A 20,673-nucleotide genomic window follows, 5' to 3' on the forward strand; every position below is an offset into this window, starting at 1 on the left:
TTCCTTTGAATTATGCTTTGGCAGTCGGCTGGGTAATGGAGTTTCACAGCCGCTTCACAGATGTTTCGGCATATTTAAGGAAGAGCGATGCGCTGTCAACCACGATACGAAGGACCGGTTTACATCTGGTTAAAAAACAAACAATCATGCCTTTTGTGCGATGAAACGGCCGACGGCATCCCTCCTGTCTGCACGGCCTGCGAAATCGAGTTGCCCTGGCTCGGTGATCACTGTCTGACCTGCGCCCTGCCGCTCCCGGCCGCGGGACTGACCTGCGGCCATTGCCTGAAGCAGCCACCGGCCTTCGAACAAGTGATTGCGCCCTGGACCTACAGCTTTCCGGTAGACAGCCTGATCACCCGCTTCAAACACAACGCCAAGTGGCCGTTTGGTCGCCTACTCGCCGAACTTCTCGCTCAATACCTGCAACATCGCTTCGAAGACGATCTGCTGCGCCCCCATGCGCTGATCCCGGTGCCGCTGGCCAATCGGCGCCTGCGCCAGCGCGGGTTCAATCAGGCGGCGATGCTGGCTCACTGGTTGAGTGCGAGTCTCGATATCCCTTGCGACGAACGGTTGCTGCTGCGCACTCAAGACACCGACGCCCAACAGGCATTGAACGCCGAAGCCCGTCTAAGAAACCTGCGCAATGCTTTCGCCCTGGCACCCGGCGCGGTCGTCAAAGGCCGGCACCTGGCTCTGGTCGACGACGTACTGACCACCGGAGCCACGGCCCAGGCCCTGGCTCGCCTGTTGATGGACGCCGGGGCGGCGAGGGTCGACGTCTATTGCCTGGCCCGCACGCCCAAACCCGGCGAGACACCCTGACTTGACTCGCGCGGCCCAAGCGACCAACGTCCTCACCATCGTCACCACCCAAAGCGACTTGTCATGTCTTTGCCAACCTTGCTGTCCCAGCACATTGTCCGCCGTCCACAGCGCATCGCCCTGCTGCAGCACATCGCCGAACAAGGCTCGATCACCCGCGCGGCAAAAAGTGCGGGCCTGAGCTACAAAGCTGCCTGGGATGCGATCGATGAGCTGAACAACCTGGCGCAGAAGCCGCTGGTGGAGCGGATTGTCGGCGGCAAGGGCGGCGGCGGTGCGCGCCTGTCCAACGAAGGTGAGCGGGTGTTGCGCCTGTATCAGAAGCTGCAAGCCTTGCAGGCCCAAGTGCTGGAAGCAACTGAAGACGCGAGCGATCTGGATCTGCTCGGGCGCCTGATGCTGCGCACCAGCGCGCGCAATCAGTTGCACGGCAAGGTGATTGCGATCGAACCTCAGGGACGCAACGACCTGATTCGCCTCGAAGTCGCCGAAGGCGTGATCGTCGCCGCGCAAATTACCCACGACAGCACCGAGCGCCTGGAACTGCAAATCGGCACTGAAGTCGTGGCATTGATCAAGGCCGGCTGGCTCGACGTGCTGCAAATCGACTCTGTCGAAACGCCTGAAAACAATTGCCTCAGCGGCATCATCGAAAAAATCCTCGACGCCGACGACGGTCCCAGCGAAGTGCGCATCACCCTGCCCAACGGCCTGACTTTATGCGCCTTGGCCGAACAGAGTCATCTGCAAGCATCGGAGCTGACGTGCGGCAAACCGGTGCGCGTGGAGTTTTCGCCGTCCAAGGTACTGCTGGGCACACCACTGTAAGCAGAACTGCAACAAAAGGTTCATGACTCATCATTAAGGTGTCTGCAAAATCCGCAGGGAGCCTGAAATGAGCCTATTAGAAGAAAACCAGTCCACCGACCTCGAAACCATGGTCGGCCTCAGCCGTCGCGGCTTCATCAGCGCAGGTGCCCTGTGCGGCGCGGCGATGTTCCTTGGCGGCAACCTGCTGAGCCGCAGCGTGATGGCCGCCAGTGTCAGCGCCGGCAACAGCCAGTTGCTGGGTTTCGACAGCATTGCCGCCGCCACCAGCGACACCATCACCCTGCCACCGGGCTACAAGTCCTCGGTGCTGATCAGCTGGGGCCAGCCCCTGCACAAGGACGGTCCGGCGTTCGACCCGAGCGGCAACGGCAGCGCCGAACATCAGGAAGTCCAGTTCGGCGACAACAACGACGGCATGAGCCTGTTCGAGTTTCCGGGTGAAAAAGACCGGGCGCTGATGGCGATCAACAACGAATACACCAACTACCGCTACCTCTACGCCCACGGCGGCATGCCGCAATCGACGCAAGAAGTGCGCAAGGCGCTGGCCTGCGAAGGTGTGTCGGTGATTGAAGTGCAGCGCAAGAACGGCCAATGGCAGTTCGTCCAGGGCTCACGCTACAACCGCCGCATTCACGGCAACGCACCGATCACCCTGAGCGGCCCGGCCGCCGGACATGCCTTGCTCAAAACCAGTGCCGATCCGCACGGCAAGAACGTCCTGGGCACCTTCCAGAACTGCGCCAACGGCAAGACGCCGTGGGGCACCTATCTGACCTGTGAAGAGAACTTCACCGACTGCTTCGGCAGCAACAACGCCGAGCAGAAGTTCGACCCGGCGCAAAAACGCTACGGCGTGGTGGCCACCAGCAAAGAAATCAACTGGCACCAGCACGACGAGCGCTTCGACATGGCGAAGAACCCCAACGAGCTCAACCGTCACGGCTGGGTGGTGGAGATCGATCCGTTCGATCCGAAATCGACGCCGGTCAAACGCACGGCCCTGGGCCGCTTCAAGCACGAAAACGCCGCACTGGCCGAAACCGGCGACGGTCATGCCGTGGTGTACATGGGCGACGATGAACGCGGTGAGTTCATCTACAAATTCGTCAGCCGCGACAAGATCGACCACAAGAACCCCAAGGCCAACCGTGACATTCTCGACCACGGCACCCTGTACGTGGCGCGGTTCGATGCCGGCGACGGCAACGTCGATCACCCGAAAGGCCAGGGTGAATGGATCGAACTGACCCACGGCAAAAACGGCATCGACGCCAGCAGCGGTTTTGCCGATCAGGCCGAAGTTTTGATTCACGCGCGTCTCGCCGCCAGTGTGGTGAAAGCCACGCGCATGGACCGCCCGGAATGGATCGTGGTCAGCCCCAAGGATGGCCAGGTCTACTGCACGCTGACCAACAACGCCAAACGCGGCGAAGACGGGCAACCGGCGGGCGGGCCGAACCCGCGCGAGAAGAACGTCTACGGCCAGATCCTGCGCTGGCGCACCGAGCGTGACGATCACGGCTCGAAAACCTTTGCCTGGGACCTGTTCGTCGTCGCCGGTAATCCGGGGGTTCACGCCGGCACACCAAAAGGCGGATCGTCGAACATCACGCCGCAGAACATGTTCAACAGCCCTGACGGCCTGGGCTTCGACAAGGCCGGACGCTTGTGGATTCTCACCGACGGCGATTCGAGCAACGCCGGAGACTTTGCCGGCATGGGCAACAACCAGATGCTCTGTGCCGATCCGGTAACCGGCGAGATTCGTCGCTTCATGGTTGGCCCGGTAGGTTGTGAAGTGACGGGGATCAGCTTCTCGCCGGACCAGAAAACCCTGTTTGTCGGGATTCAGCATCCGGGTGAAAACGGCGGTTCTACCTTCCCCGAGCACCTGCCCAACGGCAAGCCGCGGTCTTCGGTGATGGCGATTTCGCGGGAAGATGGCGGGATCGTCGGCGCCTGATCCGGCCTCTTCGCGGGCAAGCCCGCTCCCATAGGATTGGCGCGATTTCAAATCTGGCGCATGACCTGTGGGAGCGAGCTTGCTCGCGATGGCGGCAGCCCAGACACCACACATCCACTAAAACCGCGCCGTCTGCGCTACCATGCCTGGCCGGACGCAGCAGCCTGCTGCGCGCAGGAGTCAGCATGGCCCACCCGTTTGAAACCCTCACACCAGACCTCGTGCTCGATGCCGTCGAAAGCATCGGCTTTCTCAGCGACGCGCGCATCCTGGCGCTCAACAGCTACGAGAACCGCGTCTATCAGGTCGGTATCGAAGACGCCGAGCCGCTGATCGCCAAGTTCTACCGGCCGCAACGCTGGAGCAACGAAGCGATTCTGGAAGAGCACCAGTTCACCGCCGAACTCGCCGACTGCGAGGTGCCGGTCGTGGCGCCGTTGATCCACAACGGTGAAACCCTGCACGAACACAACGGTTTCCGTTTCACCCTGTTCCCCCGCCGTGGCGGCCGAGCACCGGAGCCGGGCAACCTCGACCAACTCTATCGCTTGGGCCAGTTGCTCGGGCGTCTGCATGCGGTCGGCTCGACCCGGCCGTTCGAGCACCGTGAAGCGCTGGCGGTAAAAAACTTCGGCCATGACTCGCTGGCCACATTGCTCGACGGCGACTTCATCCCCCGCAGCCTGCTGCCGGCCTACGAGTCAGTGGCCCGCGATCTGCTCAAGCGTGTGGAAGATGCCTACAGCAACACGCCGCACCAGAACATCCGCATGCACGGTGACTGCCACCCCGGCAACATGATGTGCCGTGACGAGATGTTCCATATCGTCGATCTCGACGACTGCCGCATGGGGCCGGCGGTACAGGACATTTGGATGATGCTCGCCGGCGATCGTCAGGATTGCCTGAGCCAGTTGTCGGAACTGATGGACGGCTACAACGAATTCCACGACTTCGATCCCCGTGAACTGGCCTTGATCGAACCGTTGCGCGCCCTGCGCCTGCTGCATTACAGCGCCTGGCTCGCCCGCCGCTGGGACGATCCTGCCTTCCCCCGCAGTTTTCCGTGGTTCGGCACCGAGCGTTATTGGGGTGATCAAGTGCTGGCGTTGCGCGAGCAGTTGGCGGCGCTCCAAGAAGAGCCACTGAAGCTCTTCTGACCCACCCTGCCCCCCTGTAGGAGCGAGCCTGCTCGCGAAGAACGCAAGGGCGACGCGTTTATCCAGACAGCACGCGTTATCGTTGACGTCCATCGCGAGCAGGCTCGCTCCTACAGATACCGATGTTCACAAATGTCCTACCTATTCAGTCAGGACATTCGCAAACAAATCTCCTTACAATCCCCTCTTTGTTAGCTGCCTAAGCAAGGATTCTGCATGCAAGCCGCCAACCCGCGTCGCGGGTACATTCTAGGCCTGAGTGCCTACATCATCTGGGGGCTTTTCCCCCTCTACTTCAAAGCCATCGCCAGCGTGCCCGCAGTGGAAATCATCATCCACCGGGTGCTGTGGTCGGCGCTGTTCGGCGCCTTGTTGCTGATGGTCTGGAAGCATCCCGGCTGGTGGCGCGAGCTGCGGGAGAACCCCAAGCGACTGGCGATCCTGGCCCTGAGCGGTGCGCTGATCGCGGCCAACTGGCTGACCTACGTCTGGTCGGTGAACAACGGCCGTATGCTGGAGGCCAGTCTCGGCTACTACATCAACCCGTTGGTGAACGTGCTGCTGGGCATGCTGATCCTCGGCGAACGGCTGCGGCGCATGCAATGGATTGCCGTCGGTCTGGCGGCTGTTGGGGTGGCGCAACAGGTCTGGCAAGTCGGCAGCCTGCCGTGGGTGTCGCTGGTGCTGGCCCTGACCTTCGGCTTCTATGGCCTGATTCGCAAGCAGGCACCGGTCAAGGCACTGCCAGGGCTCGTGGTGGAAACCTGGATGCTGGTGCCGATTGCCCTCGGCTGGTTGCTGCTCAACCCGACGGCCAGCAGCGCCCAGGCCGAATTCTGGACCACTTCCCAAGCCTGGTGGCTGGTCGCCGCTGGTCCGATCACGCTGGTGCCGCTGGTCTGCTTCAACGCTGCTGCACGGCATTTACCCTACACGACACTGGGGTTTCTTCAGTACCTGGCGCCAACCCTGGTGCTGCTGCAAGCCGTTCTGCTGTTTGGCGAGCACCTGTCGTCCAGCACCTTGGTAGCGTTCATGTTTATCTGGGCCGGTCTGGCGGTTTACAGCGTCGATGCGTGGATAAGTTTGCGCCGCCGCAGCTGATCAAAAAACGCACAAAAGCCTACAGGCCACGTCTCCCGTGGCCTGCATCATTCCTTCCCAAGGTTATCCACAGCGTGATCCCCGCCGATTGTGCGCAAGTGGCTGAAACTGCTGGTTTTTTGATCAGATCATGAAGAACCCCGGTCGGCGTGGCCTGGCGGGGTGTCTCTACAGGTTATCCACAGGCCGGTGCACGTTTAACTTGGATAACCTGATCAGGGATCACTGCGTAGCACCAACTCGACCATCAGATCGTCCGCCAGGGTTTCCAGGCGCGATTGCAGCACGTCCAGCGACAACGTCAGCGGGACGGCAAGAATCGCTTCGGCATGGAACAACGGTTCGCTGCTCATCGGGGCCGGGCGCACTTCGGTGACCAGCCGTTCCAGACTCACCCCCTGCTCGCTCAACAAGCGTGTGATGTCACGCACGATCCCCGGACGATCATTTCCCACCAGTTCCATGGCGATCGGCTTCCAGGTGCAGGATTGTTCGATGCTGCTTTCGGCGACCAACACGCGAATGCCCTGGGCGGACAAGCCCTGCAGGGCATCGACCAATTCGTCGTAGGCCTCGGCCGGCACGCCCACCCGCAGAATGCCGGCGAATTGTCCCGCCATGCGCGACATGCGGCTTTCCAGCCAGTTGCCGCCGTGCTCGGCAATGCATTGGGCAATGCGCTCGACTTGCCCCGGCTTGTCCGGAGCAAAAACAGTGAGAACGAGGTGGTCCATGGCGCAGCCCTCCAGTCATGACTTTTGTTATAGAGAACCAAGTATAGGCAAGGGGAACATTGTGGCGAGGGGGCTTGCCCCCGTTCGGCTGCGCAGCAGTCGCAAAATGAGCGGATGTAATTTTTCGTGGTACATGCACGGGAGCGGCTTCGCCACTCAACGGGGCAAGCCCGCCACAAAAACAGGCACCCCATAGCAGAGCACCAAAGATAATGTGTACAACTTTTGATATTTAACTGGAACAATCCAATAGTTTTTTGAGAACATCACGCTCCCCGACGTGACCGCAATGCGTCATGGGGTCGCAGAACGACGTAATTAGTCTAATTTTCACAACCGCAATTCATCATGTAGTATGCCGCAGCGCGCACTACATAACGTTGGATCGATGTCTGCCGCAGGCACGTTCGCAACCCTGAAAGCCCTGTCAGCAAGGCCCCAAGCCGTTGATTGGTCCCAACCCAGCCGCCCGTCGTGGGCATGTACTGGTAGAGGGGTTTGTGGTTTAAATGGCCAAAGGCTTCATTGTTAAATTGAAGAGCTGAAAAGCGAAATAGCTGAGCAGAGTGAGGCAAGCAATGACTGAACACGTTCAAGTCGGTGGCCTGCAGGTCGCCAAAGTCCTGTTCGACTTCGTGAACAACGAAGCCATTCCCGGTACCGGCCTCACCGCCGATAAGTTCTGGGCCGGTGCCGACAAGGTCATCCATGACCTGGCACCGAAGAACAAAGCCCTACTCGCCAAACGCGATGATTTCCAGGCTCGTATCGATGCCTGGCACCAGGAACGTGCAGGTCAGGCGCACGACGCCGTGGCCTACAAAGCTTTCCTGCAAGACATCGGTTATCTGCTGCCAGAAGCGGCCGATTTCCAGGCAACGACGCAAAACGTCGATGAAGAAATCGCCCGCATGGCCGGTCCACAACTCGTGGTACCGGTGATGAACGCCCGCTTCGCTCTCAATGCTTCGAACGCCCGCTGGGGTTCGCTGTACGACGCGCTCTACGGCACCGACGCCATCAGCGAAGACGACGGCGCGGAAAAAGGCAAAGGCTACAACAAGGTTCGCGGCGACAAGGTCATCGCCTTCGCCCGTGCGTTCCTCGATGAAGCCGCGCCATTGGCTGCCGGCACTCACGTAGACTCCACCGGCTACAAGATCGTCGATGGCAAACTGGTGGTCGCCCTCAAAGGCGGCAGCAACACTGGCCTGCGCAACGATGCGCAACTGATCGGCTTCCAGGGCGATGCCGCTGCACCGACCGCGATCCTGCTGAAAAACAACGGCCTGCATTTCGAAATCCAGGTCGACGCCAGCACCCCGGTCGGCCAGACCGACGCGGCCGGCGTCAAAGACATCCTGATGGAAGCCGCGCTGACCACCATCATGGACTGCGAAGACTCGGTTGCCGCGGTCGATGCCGATGACAAAGTGGTGATCTACCGCAACTGGCTCGGCCTGATGAAGGGCGATCTGTCGGAAGAAGTCGCCAAGGGCGGTCAGACCTTTACCCGCACCATGAACGCCGACCGCACCTACACCGCCGTCGATGGCAGTGAACTGAGCCTGCACGGTCGTTCGTTGCTGTTCGTGCGTAACGTCGGTCACCTGATGACCATCGATGCGATCCTCGACAAAGACGGTAACGAAGTGCCTGAAGGCATTCTCGATGGCCTGGTGACTTGCCTGGCATCGATGCACAACCTGAACGGCAACACCTCGCGCAAAAACACCCGCACCGGCTCGATCTACATCGTGAAGCCGAAGATGCACGGCCCTGAAGAAGCGGCGTTCACCAACGAGCTGTTCGGTCGCATCGAAGACGTGCTGGGCCTGCCGCGCAACACCCTCAAAGTCGGGATCATGGACGAGGAGCGTCGTACCACGATCAACCTCAAGGCCTGCATCAAGGCGGCGAGCGAGCGTGTGGTGTTCATCAACACCGGTTTCCTCGACCGCACGGGCGATGAAATCCATACCTCCATGGAAGCCGGCCCGATGGTGCGCAAGGCGGACATGAAGGCGGAAAAATGGATCGGCGCCTACGAGAACTCCAACGTCGATATCGGTCTGAGCACCGGCCTGCAAGGTCGCGCACAGATCGGTAAAGGCATGTGGGCCATGCCGGACCTGATGGCGGCGATGCTCGAACAGAAAATCGCTCACCCGATGGCCGGTGCCAACACCGCCTGGGTACCCTCGCCGACCGCTGCTGCCCTGCACGCGCTGCACTACCACAAGGTTGACGTGTTCGCCCGTCAGGCCGAACTGGCCAAACGTGCCCATGCTTCGGTAGACGACATCCTGACCATCCCGCTGGCGGTCAACCCGCAGTGGACCGCCGAACAGATCAAGAACGAACTGGACAACAACAGCCAGGGCATTCTCGGTTACGTGGTGCGCTGGATCGACCAGGGTGTCGGCTGTTCGAAAGTGCCGGATATCAACGACGTCGGCCTGATGGAAGACCGTGCAACGCTGCGTATTTCCAGCCAGCACATCGCCAACTGGCTGCGTCACGGCATCGTCACCGAAGAGCAAGTGATGGAAAGCCTCAAACGCATGGCGCCGGTGGTTGACCGTCAGAACGCCGGCGACGCGCTGTACCGTCCGCTGGCCCCGAACTTCGACAGCAACATCGCCTTCCAGGCGGCGGTCGAACTGGTGGTCGAAGGCACGAAGCAGCCGAACGGCTACACCGAGCCGGTCCTGCACCGTCGTCGGCGCGAGTTCAAGGCTGCCAATGGCCTGTAACTGAGCGTCTGCGCCGGATATGAAAAAGCCCTGATCGAAAGATCAGGGCTTTTTCTTTTTGGGCTGTCCGCGATCTTCCACAGAGGTAGTTCAGGGCTGACAGGCTTGGACTAAGGCTCCACCCCAAGTTCATGCTTAACCAGTTCCAGCAGCTTGCCGGCATCAATCGGCTTGAGCAGAAAGTCCACCACATTCAAATGCATCGCGGCGATCGCATCTTTCACGTCGGCATCACCCGAGACGATGATGATCGGCAACGCCGCCCGTACCGACTCGCGCACCTGTCGGATCAGGTCCAGGCCGTCGACGAGGCCCATGCGCAGGTCGGTAATCACCAGTCCGATCGAAGGTTTCTCCTCCAGCATCTTGAGTGCCACTTCGCCACTGGCCGCCGTCATGCAGTGAATACCGTCAAGCGCCAGGATCTCTGACAGCAGTTCCCTGGCGTCTTTATCGTCATCGACGATCAGCACCCGTTGTGGCGGCAGGTCAGGTTCCAGCATGACGGCGCTCAACGCCTCGCGCTCGGCGTCGCTCAAAATATCGTGGTCGGACATGGCTTTCTCTACATGTTCAATTCATTTCCCTAGCACAGTGACGAGACATCGCTAAGCAGGCCTTAAATGTGCGCTTCGTCGGATATTTTTCCAATAGGGGGACAGAGAGGTTTTTCGCACAGTTGCGTAGGATTCTTCCGACATTTCAGCATACCAATCGCCTACCTAGACTTACGTCCAATGGGCACTCCGGCCACAGGGGTCGACCATGTCTGGGTCATCCGACAACAACAATTCAAAAAAGACTGCGGTAATGGTTATGAGTAAAGCGGACGCCTTCACACAGGCAGGGAAAACCGCGGTGTTGCAGAACATCCAGGGCACGTTGCAATTCCTCCAGCGCTTCCCGCCTTTCAATCAGATGGAACACGCTCACCTGGCGTATCTGGTCGAGCAATGTCAGATGCGTTTTTACGCCCCCGGCGAGAGCATCATCAAACCCGCTGACGGCCCAGTCGAGCACTTCTATATCGTCAAGCAAGGCCGGGTCGTGGGCGAGCGTCCGCATACGGTAAACGGTAGCACCGAAACGGTTTTCGAGATCACCACTGGCGAATGTTTCCCTCTCGCGGCGTTGCTGGGTGAACGGGCGACCCGGACCGAGCACCTGGCCGGCGAAGACACCTTCTGCCTGCAACTGAACAAGCCGGCATTCATCCGCCTGTTTTCGCTATCGGACACCTTCCGCAACTTCGCCCTGCGCTGCGTCAGCAGCCTGCTGGATCAAGTCAACCAGCAAGTGCAGCAAAAAGCCGTGGAAACCCTGGGCACCCAATATTCGCTCAATACCCGACTGGGCGAATTGGCCATGCGCCACCCGGTGACATGCGCCCCGCAGACGCCATTGCGCGAAGCCGTGACGTTGATGCACGAACAACAGGTCGGCAGCATCGTGGTGGTCGATGAACTCAAGGCGCCACTGGGGATTTTCACCCTGCGCGACCTGCGCCAGACCGTGGCCAACGGCAGCAGTGATTTCAACGAGGCCATCGAAGGGTACATGACCCGGGCGCCGTTCTTCCTGTCGCCGGATCAGAGTGCATTCGACGCGGCGATTGCCATGACCGAGCGGCACATCGCCCATGTCTGCCTGGTCAAGGACCAGCGTTTGTGCGGCGTGGTTTCCGAGCGCGATCTGTTTTCCCTGCAACGGGTCGACCTGGTGCATCTGGCGCGCACTATCCGCAATGCCCAGAAAGTGGAAAACCTGATGGCGCTGCGGGGCGAAATCGGTCAACTGGTCGAGCGCATGCTGGCCCACGGCGCGTCTTCGACGCAGATCACCCACATCATCACCTTGCTCAACGACCACACCGTGTGCCGAGTGATCGAACTGACTCTCGCCGAAAAAGGTGACCCCGGCGTGCCGTTCAGCTGGCTGTGTTTCGGCAGCGAAGGCCGTCGCGAGCAGACCCTGCACACCGATCAGGACAACGGCATTCTGTTCGAAGCCAGGGATGCGGCCCATGCCGCCGAGATTCGCGGCAAGTTGTTGCCCATTGCCCAGCAGATCAACCAGAGCCTGGCGCTGTGTGGCTTCACCTTGTGCAAGGGCAATATCATGGCTGGCAATCCTGAGCTGTGCCTGTCCCGGGCCGAATGGGCGCGGCGCTTTGCGGCGTTTATCCGCGAGGCAACCCCGGAGAACCTGCTGGGTTCGAGCATCTATTTCGATTTGCGCGTGGTCTGGGGCAGCGAGCAAGGCTGTGAGCAATTGCGCCGGGGCATTCTCGACCAGGTCGGCGACAACCGCTTGTTCCAGCGCATGATGGCTGAGAATGCGTTGCGCAATCGCCCGCCCGTAGGGCGTTTCCGCGAGTTCGTACTGGCGCGCAAGAATGGCGAGAAGGCCACCCTGGACCTGAAGACTCAGGGTCTGACACCCTTTGTCGACGGCGCCCGGTTGCTGGCCCTGGCCCACGGTATCGAAACAAACAACACGCTGGAGCGTTTTCGCCAGTTGGTCGACAAGGAGGTCATCGATCCCCTGGACGGCGCCGCGTACGAAGAGGCCTATCACTTCATCCAGCAAACACGCATGCAGCAACATCAACTACAGACCCGAGAGAATTTTCCTTACTCAAATCGGGTCGATCCCGACAGCCTCAATCATCTGGACCGGCGCATCCTGCGTGAGTCCCTGCGCCAGGCACAGCGCCTGCAAAGCAGCCTGACCTTGCGGTATCAGATATGAGCCTGTTTTCATGGCTGCGCCCGGCCGGCCCGAGCTTGTCCGCAGACCTGCAACTACGTCTTCAACGCCTGCCGACGGTCACCGGATTGAGTGAATGCAGCCTGCGCGAGCAGCGCTGGGTAGTGCTCGACCTGGAAACTACCGGGCTGAATATGAACAAGGACCGGGTACTGTCCATCGGCGCCGTGGTGATCGAGGATGGCGCGATCGATTTCAGTCGACAGTTCGAGCGAACCTTGCAATGCGGCGAACTCAAACTCGGCCCCAGTGTGCTGATTCACGGCTTGGGCCCCAGTGCAATTGCTGCCGGCAGCGATCCGGCCGAGGCGCTGCTCGAACTCATGGAGTTTGTCGGCGACAGCCCGGTGCTGGCCTTCCATGCACCGTTCGACCAGCACATGTTGGGGCGCGCCCTGAAGGATCATCTGGGTTACAAGTTGCAGCATGCCTTTCTGGATGTGGCAGATATTGCGCCACTGCTATGCCCCCAGGCGCACATTCGCGAGGCCGGGCTGGACGATTGGATCGACTGGTTCAAGCTCGAAGTCTTCGAGCGCCACCACGCCAGCGCCGACGCCCTGGCCACCGCCGAACTGGCACTGATCCTGTTCAGCCGTGCGCGGCAGCAGCAGATTCATAGCCCGTTGAATTTGCAACAGCGCTTGAGTCAGTGGAAGCGCCGGCAGCAGGCGCCTTCCTTCTGACCTTCAGGCCCCTCCTGTAGGAGCGAGCTTGCTCGCGATGGTCGTGAACGGTGACGCGTGCTGTCTGGAAAAATGCGTCGCCTTCAAATTCATCGCGAGCAAGCTCGCTCCTACAGAGGCCTTCGCCAAATCCCCACCCGACCAACGCCAATTGCTTACCTCCCTCGCCTCTGCCACAATCGCGAACAATTCTCGTTAGTTAATACTTCCCAATCGGTGATGCGGCGTGTCGTCAGTCCCAAGCCCTCAAAGTGAGCTCGTCGGTGCGTTATATCGCGACCATCGCGGTTGGCTATTGGCCTGGCTTCGACGCAACGTCGCCTGCCCCCAGCGGGCCGAAGACCTGAGCCAGGACACTTTCGTGCGTTTGCTGGGCCGTGAGGAACTGAAGGCACCGCGCGAGCCGCGGGCATTCCTCGTGGCGATCGCCAAGGGCCTGCTGTTCGATTATTTCCGTCGCGCCGCGCTGGAACAGGCCTACCTCACCGAGTTGATGCTGATTCCCGAAGCCGAACAACCGTCGGCGGAAGAACAGCAAATGATCCTCGAAGACCTGAAAAACATCGACCGCTTGCTCGGCAAACTTTCCAGCAAGGCCCGGGCGGCATTCCTCTACAACCGCCTCGACGGCCTCGGTCACGCGGAAATCGCCGAGCGCCTCGGTGTGTCGGTGCCGCGGGTGCGCCAGTACCTGGCCCAAGGCATTCGCCAGTGCTATATCGCGCTGTATGGTGAGCCGACATGAACCCGGTCAGTTCCAAACCGGTATCGGCCAGCGTGCTGGACGCGGCGATTGCCTGGCAGCTGTCCATGGACTCCGCCAACCCGGTAGAGCGCGAAGAGTTCGCCAAGTGGCACGCGGCCCATGAAGAACACGCCCGCGCCTGGCGCCAGCTGGGCATGCTCGACCAGCGTTTCAGCGTGGCCAGCGGCCCGGCCCGCACTGCCTTGCTGCAATCGCGCGAAGGCATTCGTCGGCGAGTGCGCAAGCTTGGCAACGGTGTCGCCAGTTTCGTTGCCGTGGTCGGCCTGGCCCTGTTCGCCGGGGATCGTTACCTGCCGATCGACTATTGGCTGGCCGACCAGCGCACCGCCGTTGGCGAGCAACGCACCCTGCGTCTGGCTGACGGCACGCTGATCAATCTCAATACCCACAGTGCGCTGGATGTGCGTTTCGATGAAAAGCAGCGGCGCATCGTGCTTCAGGAAGGCGAAATACTGGTTGAAACGGGCCATGGCGATCCCCGGCCGTTCATCGTCGAAACCCGCGAAGGCAGCATGCGTGCGCTGGGTACGCGGTTTCTGGTCAAGCGCGAGGAAGACGGAACGCGCTTGAGCGTATTGCAGTCGGCGGTGGCGGTTCACCCTGAGTCCAACCCTGACGAAAGGATTCTGCGCGAAGGCCAGCAGGTACTGATCCGTAACAACGGCCTGGGCCCGGTTCTGGCCGTCAACCTCGGTGCGGATGCCTGGACCCGCGGCATGCTGGTGGTGGACAACACACGGCTGGAAGACCTGGTGCATGAAATCGGCCGCTATCGAAACGGTTACGTCGGGGTCGCGCCGGAAGTGGCCGACCTGCGCATCACCGGCAGTTTCCCGCTGCGCGACACCGACCTGGCACTCAACGCCCTGCTGCCGACCCTGCCGGTGCAGATCGAACAGCACACGCAGTGGTGGGTGAAGGTCGTGGCCAAGGCCGATACCAAACCCTGAACCCGCACACAGAACCCTGTGGCGAGGGGGCTTGCCCCCGTTGGGTCGCGAAGCGGCCCCCTGCATTTTTCTGACTGACTGTGTTCGCTGACGTCACGACTGCTACGCAGCCGAACGGGGGCAAGCCCCCTCGCCACAAAATGCGCATGCCTGAAGCTCCTCGATGTTTATTGAATAACTGAATCGAAATTATTTTCATCCAGCCCTATCACTTTTTGATTTTCGTACGGCACACAGGCAATTGAGAAATGTTTCCATTCAGGAGCCGCTGTATGCCTCGTTCGCTAGACTCCCTGTTACGCCGCAGTTTGCTGGCGGTTGCCATTGCCCTTTGCACCCCTTTGGCCAGCAGCCAACTGGTCGCCGCTGAACAGGCGTCCGGCGTCCGCGCTTACAACCTGCCGACCGCTCCACTGGTCAACACCCTGAACCAGATTGCCAGCCAGGCCGGCCTGGCCCTGTCGTTGAATCCATCCCTGGCGGCGGGCAAGACCTCGGCGCCGGTCAAAGGCCAGTTCGACGCAGCCGGCGCCCTGCGCGAAGCCCTGCGTGGCACCGGGCTGCAACTGGAACAGAGCAGTGCGGGCACCTACAGCCTGGTGGCCGTGCCCGAGGGTGTGATGGACCTGCCGGTAACCAGCGTGATTGGTGTGCAAGACACTGAAAGCGCCTGGGGCCCGGCACAGGGCTACCTGGCCAAGCGCACTGCCGCCGGCACCAAGACCGACACCGCGCTGGTCGAGGCACCGCGTTCGATTTCGGTCGTCACTCGCGAGCAGATGGACGACCGCAACGCACACACCCTCGACGATGCCGTGCGCTACTTGCCGGGCATCACCTCCAGCAGCTTCGGCAGCGACACCCGCGCCGACTGGTTGCGTGTGCGAGGTTTCGAGCCGACTCAATTCCTCGACGGCCTGCCACTGCCAAAAGGTGTGTACTCCAACCCGAAACAGGAAACCTGGAACCTCGACCGCCTGGCGCTGCTGCGCGGCCCGGCCTCCTCCGTGTACGGCCAGACCCCGCCGGGCGGCCTGCTGGACATGGTCAGCCGTCGCCCAAGCGCTGAAGCCAGCAGCGAGATCCAGCTGCAATACGGCAGCGACAATCATCGCCAGATCAACTTCGCCAGCACCGGCAAGATCGATGACGAAGGCCAGTTCCTTTACAGCCTCAGCGGCGTCCTGCGCGACGGCGGCACCCCCATCGACCACATCGATGACAAGCGCTACAACATTGCGCCCAGCCTGACCTGGAACATCGACGAAGACACCAAATTCACCCTGCTCACGCAGTTCACCCGTGACGATACCGGTATCACCAGTCAGTTCTATCCGATCCAGGGCACCAAGATCGACATGCCGTTCGGCGATATCTCCCACCACAAGAACCTGGGTGACCCGAACTACGACTTCTACGACCGCACCTACTACGCACTGGGTTATGCCTTCGAACACCGCTTGAACGATGTCTGGCAGTTCCGCCAGAACCTGCGCTACACCAAGTCGGAGCTGTCGTTCCAGGCCGTGACCGTCAATAGCTACGGCCCCTCTTACGGGTCTGTCGTCGACGATCAAGGCAACACCGGCCGTGGCACCACCAATGTCGACGAAGACATCGCCCAATTCGCCGTGGACAACAACTTCCAGGGCGACTTCGTCACCGGCGACGTCAGTCACACCTTGCTGATCGGCCTGGACCACCAGCGCAACACCACCAACTACCTCTCGATCTTCGGCACCGCGCCGGGCATCAACGTCAACGACCCGGTCTATGGCTTGCCGATCGAGCGTCCGGCACGCTCCACAGCCTTCTATGACTACGAACAGAAGACCCAGCAGACCGGCCTGTACATCCAGGACCAGATGGCCCTCGGCCAATGGCGCCTGACCCTCGGCGGTCGTGAAGACTGGGTCCACACCGGTACCACGTTCTTCAACAAGGGCGATGCCACCAACACCGAACGCGACAAGAACTTCAGCGGCAACGCGGCGATCAGCTACGTGTTCGACTCGGGCTTCGTGCCTTACCTGTCCTACGCCGAATCGTTCCAGCCGACCAGCAATGCCGTCGCCTCGCCGACCGAGTCGTTCAAGCCGACCGAAGGCAAGCAATGGGAACTGGGGATCAAGTACCAGCCACCGGGCAGCAACACCCTGCTGACCGCGGCTGTGTATGACCTGACCCAGAAAAACGTTTCCGTCACCAACAACGTGGGCAACGTGACAGTCACCAGCCAGACCGGCGAAGTGAAAGTCAAAGGCCTGGAGCTGGAAGCCGTTTCCGACGTGACCGAAAACCTCAAGGTCACCGCTGCCTACACCCTGGCCAAATCCGAAGTGCAAGAGGGCATCTACAAGGGCAATCGCCTGCAACTGATGCCTAACCAGCAAGCGTCGGTGTGGGGCGACTACACCTGGCACAACGGCGTGCTGGATGGCTTCGGCATCGGCGCCGGCGCGCGCTACACCGGCAATACCTATGGCGACCAGGCCAACACCTGGCTGGGCAAGGCCGACGCCTACACGGTGTTCGACGCCGTGGTTCACTACGACCTCGGTCGCCTGGACAACAGCCTCAAAGGCGCTTCGCTGGCCGTCAACGCAACCAACCTGCTCGACAAGGACTACATCTCGACTTGCGACAGCTACTACTGCTACTACGGCGACCAGCGCAGTGTCGTCGCCAGTGCAACCTACAAGTGGTAACGCTTTGAGCTGACACGCCCAATGACCAGGCCGTCCTTCGTGGGCGGCTTTGGTTTTTCTGAAGGCTATGAAATGAAAAGTAAAACAATTCGCCGCTGGTCCTTCGTCCACACCTGGTCCAGCCTGATCTGCACAGCGTTTCTGCTGATGCTGGCACTGACCGGCCTGCCGTTGATCTTTCACCACGAGATTGACCACTTGCTGGGCGATGCGCCTGAAGTGAAGGTAATGTCGGCGGACACCCCGCACCTGAATTTGCAGCAGTTGGTGGACGCGGCCGAGAAACATCGTCCCGGTGAAGTCATGCAGTACTTCGGCTTCGAGGAGGATGAGCCCAACGCAGTGCTGACCATCATGGCCGCGACCGCAGGCACCGAGCCGAACTCGTCCCACACCTTCATGCTCGACGCCCGTACTGGCGAAGCGCTGGAAACGCCATCGGCCAACGGCGGCTTCATGATGGTCATGTTGCGCCTGCACGTGGACATGTTCGCCGGCTTGCCGGGCAAGTTGCTGCTGGCGTTCATGGGAATTGTCTTCGTGGCAGCGATCGTTTCCGGCACGGTGCTGTACTTGCCGTTCATGCGCCGCTTGAAATTCGCCACCGTGCGCCAGGACAAATCCACTCGCCTGCGCTGGCTCGACCTGCATAACCTGATCAGCGTCGTGACGTTGACCTGGGCGCTGGTGGTCGGCGTAACCGGCGTCGTCAGTGCCTGCGCAGACCTACTGATTGCAGCATGGCGCAACGACACACTGGCCGCGATGATCGCGCCGTATCGCGATGCACCCCCGCTGACTCAACTGGCGCCGGCCAACCGTTTGCTCGACATCGCCAAGGAAGTCGCACCGGGCATGCAGCCGGACTTCATCGCCTTCCCCGGCACACGCTTTTCCAGTGAGCATCATTACGCAGTGTTCATGAAGGGCAGCACGCACCTGACCTCGCACCTGCTCACGCCGGTTCTGATCGATGCCAGCACTTTGCAAGTCACCGCAGTGGTCGAACGCCCGTGGTACATGGACGTCATGGGCATGTCACAACCGCTGCACTTCGGTGACTACGGTGGCATGCCGATGCAGATACTCTGGGCGACCCTAGATGTGCTGACCATCATCGTGCTCGGCAGCGGGGTCTACCTGTGGGTGGTGCGGCGCAAGGCTGCCAGGCCTGTGCTGGAAAAAGCGGAGAGCGTGGCATGAAGCCCCGGCAGTCGAACTTCTGGAAAGTGTTTAGCACTCCAATCGTCATCGCCTTGTTCAGCGCGGCAGGGTTGTTTGCCGCGTTGCTCGGGGATGGTGTGTGGGATTCGCTGAGCTGGCTAGGCTTGGGCATCCCCGCCGCTGTTGCCCTGCGGGGCCTCCTGCAACGCCGCTGAAGCGACATCCCCCCCTGTAGGAGCGAGCTTGCTCGCGATGCACCCGAGAACTCCCCGGGGTGTCAGTCTTCCAACGTCATCGTTGACGACCATCGCGAGCAAGCTCGCTCCCACAAGGGGTCAAGCCATGATGCTTGAGCAATCAGACCAACGCGCTATGCTGCCCGACACTGCCACCGACCGAGACGCTGCCATGTCCGCCCCGAGCATGACCCTGTACCACAACCCGCTTTCCCCCTTCGTTCGCAAAGTCATGGTGCTGCTGCACGAAACCGGACAACAGAACCGCGTGGCGTTACAGACCAGCGTACTGACCCCGGTCAACCCGGACCTGACCCTGATCGACGACAACCCCCTGAGCAAAATCCCGGCCCTGCGCCTGGCCGATGGCAACATCATTCACGACAGCCGGGTCATTCTCGACTACCTCGACCACCAGCACGTCGGTAACCCGCTGATCCCCCGCGAAGGTTCGGCCCGCTGGCGACGCCTGACCCTCGCTTCGCTGGCCGACGGGATCATGGACGCGGCCGTGCTGGTGCGCTACGAAGTCGCCCTGCGCGCCCCGGAGAAACACTGGGACGAATGGCTCGACGGCCAGCGCGACAAGATCCGCCGTGCCTTGGCGCTGCTGGAAAAAGACGCGATTGCCGAGCTGACCTGCCATTTCGACGTGGCCGCGATCAGCGTGGCCTGTGCATTGGGTTACCTGGACCTGCGCCATCCGGATCTGGACTGGCGCACAGCGAATCCGCAGTTGGCGGCGTGGTATTTCGAGGTGAGCCAGCGGCCTTCGATGATTGCGACGATGCCGAAGGTTTAGCCTGGAGATGCCAACGCACTATCAGTTCTGCTAGTAGGCAAAAACTGAAAAAGCTCCGATGCTCAAGGTCCTGCTATCCGGACCTTGAACGGAGTTCAGCCGATGCCCAATTCAACCCGTGAAACCGTACTGTGCCGCTACCATTACGATCCGCTGGATCGCCAGAATGGCTGTACGGCACTTCAGCAGCCCGTCATTCAGCGTTTTCATTGCAAAAGTCGACTGGCCACCGAGATTCAGGGCTCCGCTCGGTGGAGCATCCTTCAGCACGACGACCAGTTGCTGGCCCAGCAAAATCGCCTCGACGCCAAGGTGAGCACCACACTGCTCGCTACTGACCAACAACGATCCGTGCTCAACGCACTAGAGGCGACTCAACCTAATCCCCTCGCCTACACGCCCTACGGTCATCGCCCGGCGAAGAACAGTTTACTCAGCTTGCTCGGGTTCAACGGCGAACGGCCGGACCTGGTGACCGGGCATTATCATTTGGGCGATGGGTATCGGCAGTTCAATCCGGTGTTGATGCGGTTTAACAGCCCGGATAATTGGAGTCCGTTTGGGGAGGGTGGGTTGAATGCGTATGGATATTGTGGGGGGGATCCCAGGAATCGGATAGACCGAACTGGGCACGCTTGGCATTCGTTTCTAAGTAAACTTTCGGAACTTCGCCCTATACCGAAAATTCCACGAATAAAAGTCAACCCTAAATCCGTAAAAACTACGCTATCACAACAACGGACGTCCACTGAGAACACTATGTATTTAGACCACCATGGGCTTCCGCTGAAAAGAGTCATTAACAACGATGGAAAGATCTTTAAGGTACCCACTGAAACACTAAGGCGTACGCAGGAACCGGCGCGGGCCAAAGTGCAAGTGCAAGTGCAAGTGCAGAAGCAAAACCGTGCTTCGGCAAATATACAGTCGCGTAGGAATGCGCCCGAAGAATATTCGGACCAGATGTCCCAAACAAGCAATGAAAGCAACCGAGACAGTAGTTGGTACATCAAACAAGAATTCAAACTTGAAAAGGCTAGAAAAGGTGAACGCCACAGCCACAACTCGAACGAAGTTAATTATTATAATGAAAAGATACGTAATGGCCCACCAAAAAATGGGGACGTGAAAAAATGGATGAAAAAATGGGGACGGATTTATTTAAATGAATCCGCCCCATGACTCGCGCTATACCCTACCTTTTTTGACTGCC

The 20,673-nt window shown here is 60.2% G+C and carries 17 protein-coding genes; 15 read left to right on the forward strand and 2 right to left on the reverse strand.

Annotated elements, in window-relative coordinates:
- Positions 1-87 precede the first annotated feature (87 nt).
- The 5 genes from KGB20_RS07245 to rarD all read left to right on the forward strand — a co-directional run bounded on the left by KGB20_RS07245 (position 88) and on the right by rarD (position 5,889).
- Entirely contained in the window at positions 88-828 is a 741-nt protein-coding gene (locus KGB20_RS07245; RefSeq protein WP_154909881.1) for a ComF family protein, read from the forward strand.
- 63 nt (positions 829-891) lie between these two features.
- The gene (locus KGB20_RS07250) at positions 892-1,656 is read left to right on the forward strand and encodes a TOBE domain-containing protein (protein WP_154861020.1); all 765 of its coding nucleotides are present in this window, start codon (positions 892-894) and stop codon (positions 1,654-1,656) included.
- A 67-nt stretch (positions 1,657-1,723) separates the two neighbouring features.
- Complete coding sequence (locus KGB20_RS07255; protein ID WP_154909882.1) at positions 1,724-3,625, forward strand: PhoX family protein; 1,902 nt, start codon at positions 1,724-1,726, stop codon at positions 3,623-3,625.
- Positions 3,626-3,810: 185 nt separating this feature from the next.
- Positions 3,811-4,785 (forward strand): serine/threonine protein kinase, encoded by a 975-nt coding sequence (locus tag KGB20_RS07260; RefSeq protein ID WP_154909883.1) that lies wholly within the window; start codon positions 3,811-3,813, stop codon positions 4,783-4,785.
- A gap of 216 nt (positions 4,786-5,001) precedes the next feature.
- The gene (gene rarD / locus KGB20_RS07265; RefSeq protein ID WP_057713021.1) at positions 5,002-5,889 is read left to right on the forward strand and encodes an EamA family transporter RarD; all 888 of its coding nucleotides are present in this window, start codon (positions 5,002-5,004) and stop codon (positions 5,887-5,889) included.
- A gap of 215 nt (positions 5,890-6,104) precedes the next feature.
- Here the strand turns inward: rarD and KGB20_RS07270 are convergent, their stop codons facing one another.
- Positions 6,105-6,623, reverse strand: a complete 519-nt coding sequence (locus KGB20_RS07270) for a glycine cleavage system protein R (protein ID WP_008017358.1) — start codon at positions 6,621-6,623, stop codon at positions 6,105-6,107.
- Between the two features lie 578 nt (positions 6,624-7,201).
- Here KGB20_RS07270 and KGB20_RS07275 point away from each other — a divergent pair.
- A complete protein-coding gene (locus KGB20_RS07275) occupies positions 7,202-9,379 on the forward strand; it encodes a malate synthase G (protein WP_150813807.1) in 2,178 nt (725 codons plus the stop codon).
- Between the two features lie 110 nt (positions 9,380-9,489).
- Here the strand turns inward: KGB20_RS07275 and KGB20_RS07280 are convergent, their stop codons facing one another.
- Positions 9,490-9,936 (reverse strand): response regulator, encoded by a 447-nt coding sequence (locus KGB20_RS07280; RefSeq protein WP_102670834.1) that lies wholly within the window; start codon positions 9,934-9,936, stop codon positions 9,490-9,492.
- Between the two features lie 253 nt (positions 9,937-10,189).
- Here KGB20_RS07280 and KGB20_RS07285 point away from each other — a divergent pair, with 253 nt between their 5' ends.
- The 9 genes from KGB20_RS07285 to KGB20_RS07325 all read left to right on the forward strand — a co-directional run bounded on the left by KGB20_RS07285 (position 10,190) and on the right by KGB20_RS07325 (position 20,642).
- Positions 10,190-12,130, forward strand: a complete 1,941-nt coding sequence (locus KGB20_RS07285; RefSeq protein ID WP_154861016.1) for a putative nucleotidyltransferase substrate binding domain-containing protein — start codon at positions 10,190-10,192, stop codon at positions 12,128-12,130.
- Complete coding sequence (locus tag KGB20_RS07290; RefSeq protein ID WP_154861015.1) at positions 12,127-12,834, forward strand: PolC-type DNA polymerase III; 708 nt, start codon at positions 12,127-12,129, stop codon at positions 12,832-12,834. The genes KGB20_RS07285 and KGB20_RS07290 overlap by 4 nt, the downstream gene beginning before the upstream one ends.
- A gap of 226 nt (positions 12,835-13,060) precedes the next feature.
- Positions 13,061-13,579 carry an RNA polymerase sigma factor gene (locus KGB20_RS07295; protein ID WP_090451802.1) on the forward strand — a complete coding sequence of 173 codons (519 nt, stop codon included), beginning with the start codon at positions 13,061-13,063 and terminating at the stop codon, positions 13,577-13,579.
- The gene (locus tag KGB20_RS07300) at positions 13,576-14,550 is read left to right on the forward strand and encodes a FecR domain-containing protein (protein WP_150813806.1); all 975 of its coding nucleotides are present in this window, start codon (positions 13,576-13,578) and stop codon (positions 14,548-14,550) included. Before KGB20_RS07295 ends, KGB20_RS07300 begins: the two co-directional genes overlap by 4 nt.
- A 272-nt stretch (positions 14,551-14,822) precedes the next feature.
- Positions 14,823-17,258: a TonB-dependent siderophore receptor gene (locus KGB20_RS07305; protein ID WP_154909884.1), complete on the forward strand. Its 2,436-nt coding sequence runs from the start codon at positions 14,823-14,825 to the stop codon at positions 17,256-17,258.
- 72 nt (positions 17,259-17,330) lie between these two features.
- Positions 17,331-18,461 (forward strand): PepSY-associated TM helix domain-containing protein, encoded by a 1,131-nt coding sequence (locus tag KGB20_RS07310; RefSeq protein WP_154909885.1) that lies wholly within the window; start codon positions 17,331-17,333, stop codon positions 18,459-18,461.
- A complete protein-coding gene (locus KGB20_RS07315; protein WP_085716476.1) occupies positions 18,458-18,637 on the forward strand; it encodes a hypothetical protein in 180 nt (59 codons plus the stop codon). The genes KGB20_RS07310 and KGB20_RS07315 overlap by 4 nt, the downstream gene beginning before the upstream one ends.
- Positions 18,638-18,830: 193 nt before the next feature.
- On the forward strand, positions 18,831-19,460 hold the full coding sequence (locus KGB20_RS07320; protein WP_057716548.1) for a glutathione S-transferase family protein: 630 nt from the start codon (positions 18,831-18,833) through the stop codon (positions 19,458-19,460).
- Positions 19,461-19,562: 102 nt separating this feature from the next.
- Complete coding sequence (locus tag KGB20_RS07325) at positions 19,563-20,642, forward strand: RHS repeat-associated core domain-containing protein (protein WP_223532185.1); 1,080 nt, start codon at positions 19,563-19,565, stop codon at positions 20,640-20,642.
- Positions 20,643-20,673: the final 31 nt, after the last annotated feature.

Origin of the sequence: Pseudomonas sp. BF-R-30, from assembly GCF_019956175.1 — a bacterium.
Taxonomy (GTDB): Bacteria; Pseudomonadota; Gammaproteobacteria; order Pseudomonadales; family Pseudomonadaceae; genus Aquipseudomonas; species Aquipseudomonas jessenii.

Bases quoted from the DNA above. Each gene is read 5' to 3' on its own strand.
- KGB20_RS07320 (WP_057716548.1), top strand. From the start codon at position 18,831: ATGTCCGCCCCGAGCATGACCCTGTACCACAACCCGCTTTCCCCCTTC.
- KGB20_RS07260 (WP_154909883.1), top strand. From the start codon at position 3,811: ATGGCCCACCCGTTTGAAACCCTCACACCAGACCTCGTGCTCGATGCC.
- KGB20_RS07250 (WP_154861020.1), top strand. From the start codon at position 892: ATGTCTTTGCCAACCTTGCTGTCCCAGCACATTGTCCGCCGTCCACAG.
- KGB20_RS07325 (WP_223532185.1), top strand. From the start codon at position 19,563: ATGCCCAATTCAACCCGTGAAACCGTACTGTGCCGCTACCATTACGAT.
- KGB20_RS07290 (WP_154861015.1), top strand. From the start codon at position 12,127: ATGAGCCTGTTTTCATGGCTGCGCCCGGCCGGCCCGAGCTTGTCCGCA.
- KGB20_RS07255 (WP_154909882.1), top strand. From the start codon at position 1,724: ATGAGCCTATTAGAAGAAAACCAGTCCACCGACCTCGAAACCATGGTC.
- KGB20_RS07310 (WP_154909885.1), top strand. From the start codon at position 17,331: ATGAAAAGTAAAACAATTCGCCGCTGGTCCTTCGTCCACACCTGGTCC.
- KGB20_RS07300 (WP_150813806.1), top strand. From the start codon at position 13,576: ATGAACCCGGTCAGTTCCAAACCGGTATCGGCCAGCGTGCTGGACGCG.
- KGB20_RS07305 (WP_154909884.1), top strand. From the start codon at position 14,823: ATGCCTCGTTCGCTAGACTCCCTGTTACGCCGCAGTTTGCTGGCGGTT.
- KGB20_RS07270 (WP_008017358.1), bottom strand. From the start codon at position 6,623: ATGGACCACCTCGTTCTCACTGTTTTTGCTCCGGACAAGCCGGGGCAA.
- KGB20_RS07285 (WP_154861016.1), top strand. From the start codon at position 10,190: ATGGTTATGAGTAAAGCGGACGCCTTCACACAGGCAGGGAAAACCGCG.
- rarD (WP_057713021.1), top strand. From the start codon at position 5,002: ATGCAAGCCGCCAACCCGCGTCGCGGGTACATTCTAGGCCTGAGTGCC.
- KGB20_RS07245 (WP_154909881.1), top strand. From the start codon at position 88: ATGCGCTGTCAACCACGATACGAAGGACCGGTTTACATCTGGTTAAAA.
- KGB20_RS07315 (WP_085716476.1), top strand. From the start codon at position 18,458: ATGAAGCCCCGGCAGTCGAACTTCTGGAAAGTGTTTAGCACTCCAATC.
- KGB20_RS07280 (WP_102670834.1), bottom strand. From the start codon at position 9,936: ATGTCCGACCACGATATTTTGAGCGACGCCGAGCGCGAGGCGTTGAGC.
- KGB20_RS07275 (WP_150813807.1), top strand. From the start codon at position 7,202: ATGACTGAACACGTTCAAGTCGGTGGCCTGCAGGTCGCCAAAGTCCTG.